Source organism: Carnobacterium sp. ISL-102, from assembly GCF_018612935.1.
Classification (GTDB): Bacteria; Bacillota; Bacilli; order Lactobacillales; family Carnobacteriaceae; genus Carnobacterium_B; species Carnobacterium_B alterfunditum.
Genome location: NZ_JAGGRF010000049.1, coordinates 1 through 4,416, shown reverse-complemented (window position 1 = coordinate 4,416; position 4,416 = coordinate 1). Strand labels below are relative to the sequence as shown.

General features: G+C 37.1%; 3 protein-coding genes. All 3 read right to left on the bottom strand.

From position 1 onward, the window contains the following. Nucleotides 1-570 precede the first annotated feature (570 nt). The 3 genes from J7E16_RS11020 to J7E16_RS11010 all read right to left on the bottom strand — a co-directional run bounded on the left by J7E16_RS11020 (nucleotide 571) and on the right by J7E16_RS11010 (nucleotide 4,066). Nucleotides 571-2,298, bottom strand: a complete 1,728-nt coding sequence (locus J7E16_RS11020) for a phospho-sugar mutase (RefSeq protein WP_214891698.1) — start codon at nucleotides 2,296-2,298, stop codon at nucleotides 571-573. Between the two features lie 266 nt (nucleotides 2,299-2,564). Further along, nucleotides 2,565-3,530: a thioredoxin-disulfide reductase gene (trxB, locus tag J7E16_RS11015; protein WP_214891696.1), complete on the bottom strand. Its 966-nt coding sequence runs from the start codon at nucleotides 3,528-3,530 to the stop codon at nucleotides 2,565-2,567. Nucleotides 3,531-3,634: 104 nt separating this feature from the next. Further along, nucleotides 3,635-4,066, bottom strand: coding sequence for a tetratricopeptide repeat protein (locus J7E16_RS11010; RefSeq protein WP_214891694.1), 432 nt, complete (start codon nucleotides 4,064-4,066; stop codon nucleotides 3,635-3,637). Nucleotides 4,067-4,416 lie beyond the last annotated feature (350 nt).

The window sequence follows — 4,416 nt, the reverse complement described above, 5'->3', positions numbered from 1 at the left end:
TTTATAGCAAATATGAAGAGAATACTTAGAATAATAGGTGGATAATAAACCTCAAAGAGGACTAAAATGGATTAAACTAAGAAAGCGGAAAAATGGGCACTCCCATTTTTCCGCTTTCTTGTTTACTATTAAGTTAGTCTCCGCTAGATAAAACTACTTTTTCAGCAGCCTCCCATTTTTCGGATGTGTATTTTTTGGTGTTGCTAGATCAATTGGATCACTACTTAGAAATTCTGGCGGAATAGGGTTTGCTTGTAGCCGTGTTAAGGATTCAATGTGAATTACACGGCGTTAACGCTTCAGCGATTACGCTGTGTTTGAAGCTTGAAAGCCGGAAGACTTTCTCTTCAGGCTTCAGGTGTTCCCATGGCTCTCCACAAGCAGACCCGTTATTCCAGAAGAAATTTCTTTATAAGGTGTCCACACCATTTGACATAAAAATCATTTTTCAAACAATCGATATATAACAAAAAAAGGATCTGTTCATCAGTTTCCTGATAAACAGATCCTTTATTATCAACTATTTATGTCCTAGCTACGTTGATTTTATCCAGAATCACCTTAGCCCTTTTATTCGTTTACGAATGAATTAATGCTTTCTTCTAGCAGAACAACTTTACGTTCAATTTCGACACCTGAGTCATCAAATGCCCCAATATAAAATTTGATTTTTGGTTCAGTTCCAGAAGGTCGAACAGCGATCCAACTGTTATCTACCAATTTGTATTTCAGCACATCTGCTGCAGGTAAATCGATTTCTTCTATCGTGCCATCTTGCAGCGTGCGTTTGCCGATTGAAAAATCTTCTACACATTCTACCGCAATGCCAGCAAATTCTTTTGGTGATTCTTCACGGAATTTTACCATTAGAGCTTTTATTTTTTCAGCTCCGGTGATTCCTTGCATGCTGATTGAAATCGTTTTTTCTTTAAAGTAGCCATAATCATAAAGAATTCTTTTTAATCCGTCATATAACGTATCTCCGCTTTTTTTGTAATAAGCAGCCACTTCTGCAATCAATACAAGAGCTTGAATGGCGTCTTTATCACGTACAAATGGCGATACAAGGTAACCGTAGCTTTCTTCAAAACCGAATAAAAAGGTTTTGCTTCCATCCGATTCATATTGCTTGATTTTTTCAGCAATAAATTTAAAACCTGTTAACACATCTACCATTTGAACATTAAAACTTTCGGCAATTTGTGTAGGCAATTCACTTGAAACGATTGATTTAAGTACGACACCATTTCCCGGTAATGTTCCAGCCTCTTTATGTGCAGTCAATAAATAATGCAACATCAAGCTCGCAATCTGATTTCCGGTCAATACTTCGTAATGGCCTTCAGATGTCTTAACTGCTATCCCCAAACGATCAGCATCTGGGTCTGTCGCCACTAATACGTCAGCGTCTATTTTTTTACCTAATTTAATCGCGTATTCAAATGCACCTGGTTCCTCAGGATTAGGCGATTTAACAGTTGGAAAATCAGGGTTTGCTTCAGCTTGTTCTGGAACAAGATATATAGATTCAAAACCGGCGTTTTTCAAAGCTCTTTCGCCTATCATTTTTCCAGTTCCATGAAGCGGCGTATAGACTAATTTCATCTCTTTGCTCATTTCTTTCACTAGTTCTGGATTAACGGTAACACTTTTTATATTTTCTAAGTACTCGCTATCTACCTCTTCACCAATAATCGTAAGCAATCCTTGAGCTTCAAGATCTTCTCTCGATAATACCTTGATTTCAAGCATATTTTTAACGCTGCGAACATATGCTGTTAAAGCATCTGCTTCTTTAGGAGGCATTTGACCACCATCTTCTCCGTACACTTTATACCCATTATATTCTGCTGGGTTGTGACTTGCTGTAACCATGATACCTGCAAATGCATTTAGATGACGAACAGCAAAGGATAGTTCTGGTGTTGGTCGAAGACTCTCAAAAACAAAAGCTGGGATCCCATGTGCTCCCAGTGTCTTTGCAGCTTCTATAGCAAATTCTGGTGATTTATGTCTTGAATCATACGCGATGGCAACTCCGCGTTTTTTTGTTTCTTCTCCGAGGCTGTCCATGAAAAGAGCCAATCCTTCCGTTGCTTGTCTAACCGTATAAGCATTCATACGGTTGACACCGGCACCAATAATACCGCGCATTCCCGCAGTTCCAAATTCTAGAGGAGCATAGAATGCATCTTCTAATGTATCCGAATCATCCTTTAAAGATTTTAATTCATTTTTTAATTCGGTTTCTAAGTCGTTAAAATTTTCCCAAAGTTGATAAGTCTCTCTCCAGCTCATTTTAATTCACCCTTTACTCAATTAGTAGTGTATTTTTTGCTTTTCGTTAACGCTTACCATGTAAGTATACCACTTCTTCTTCTTGCTTACACACATTTCAATCTAAATGATTCTTCAATTATTTTCTTAGTTTACTGTGGAGTGATTCCGGTATAAAAAAAGACATTTTTGTCCTTTATTTCTAATCAAAAAAAAGAAATAAGATTTCTCTTATTTCTTTTTTTGAAACTTATTCACTTTTATTGACCGTAAACTCTACTTGCTTTTTATTTTTGATTGATTACTTTTTCTTCTAAACTTTCTTTCAGTTTTTCAACATAATGAAAAACGGCATTACCGGCCAAGCTGCCATCGCCAACCGCTGTTGCAACCTGACGTAAAGGTGTTAAACGGACATCTCCTACTGCAAAAATCCCAGTTTGTAAAGATTCCATCGTTTCATTTGTCGGAATCCAACCTTCTTCATCTGTGATTCCTAAGTCTCTGAATTTATCCGTATTTGGCAGGATACCAACATAAACAAATGCGCCATCTGCAGCAAATTCTTGCTCTTCGTTTGTATGAACATTTCTAATTTTGACACCCGTTACTTTATTGTCATCACCATAAATACTTTCTACAATAGAATCCCAGATAAAATCAATTTTCTCGTTTTTAAATGCCCTGTCTTGCAGAATTTTTTGGGCTCTTAACTCATCTCGACGGTGAACGATCGTTACTTTTTTTGCAAATTGAGTTAAATACGTTCCTTCTTGAACAGCAGAGTCTCCTCCGCCAATGACTACTAATTCTTTGTTACGGAAGAAAGCTCCATCACAAACGGCACAATAAGACACTCCACGGCCATTGTACTCATTCTCACCACTGACACCTAATTTACGATATTCTGCACCTGTTGCTATAACAATTGAACGTGTTTTAAAGGTTTTTTTTCCAGCAATAATAGTTTTGTATTCTATCCCTTGTTGAATTTCTTGAACATCTGCATAAGCATATTCTGTTCCAAATTGTTTTGAACCCTCGAACATTTTTTCAGATAATTCTGGTCCTAAAATACTATTGAATCCAGGATAGTTTTCTATTTCTGCTGTATTGTTCATTTGTCCACCAGGTAATCCGCGTTCCAATATGAGCGTTGATAAATTCGATCTCGAAGCATATAGAGCAGCTGTCATTCCAGCTGGGCCGCTTCCAATCACGACTACATCATAGATTTTTTCTTCTGTTTCCATAATAAGATCCCTCGTTTTCCTTAATCATTTCAATCAGTGTACACCTTTTAGAACAAAACTGCTATCCTTTTTACTTACAAATTAAAAGTAATTAGATCAGTCCATTAAACTTCATTCAATTCCATTTTGAGTGTTTCTTGCAGTTCTGATGCTTCTTCAACAAAATCACCCTCTGGATCAAGTGCAAGATACTGTTCTACCAATATCAATGACTGTTCTAAATCATCTTTAAAGGCATAATTATTTGCTTGAAAATAATAAGCCTCCGCAAAAATATCACCGTTTTTTTCAATTAATTCATCTAAAATTTCAATTGATTCATTATAGTCACCTGTATGTTGACAGCAGATAGCTAACTGACAAGAGGCAAAAATACTTTCCTCTTCATTTTTAGATAACGTTACCGCTCGTAAGAAGTATTTCTTTGCACGATCCATTTCATTTTTTTGAAATGCGGTTATTCCGCGTTGAAAATAGAATTCACTTGTCGGAATTACTTCTATGATCGTCGCTTTTTGATTTTCTATCTCAGTCATGTGCAACCCTCCTCTAAAGTAACATTTGCATTCCATTATAGCATATAGACAACTTTTTTAACAATTCTTGTTCATCTCGTCTGTGTCAAGTTTTTCTCGGTCGTCCTATTATCCTGCTAGTTTAGGCGTTCTACTTTTGTACACTCGTCTACTACCGCACGGCTCCGCCGTTTGCTGGCCCATCCGTTTAGAGAAGGTTCCTAAAACAAGGAACCTTCCCCAAACAGAAGGGAATTAACGAAAACTTTTTATGAGTTTCCCCATTGCTGATGAATGAGAAGCATACAACGGCATTGTCCCATCCTTTGCACCAACCGACTGACGTGTCTTCTGATGCAATAGCGACGATA

Bases quoted from the DNA above. Each gene is read 5' to 3' on its own strand.
- J7E16_RS11020 (WP_214891698.1), bottom strand. From the start codon at position 2,298: ATGAGCTGGAGAGAGACTTATCAACTTTGGGAAAATTTTAACGACTTA.
- trxB (WP_214891696.1), bottom strand. From the start codon at position 3,530: ATGGAAACAGAAGAAAAAATCTATGATGTAGTCGTGATTGGAAGCGGC.
- J7E16_RS11010 (WP_214891694.1), bottom strand. From the start codon at position 4,066: ATGACTGAGATAGAAAATCAAAAAGCGACGATCATAGAAGTAATTCCG.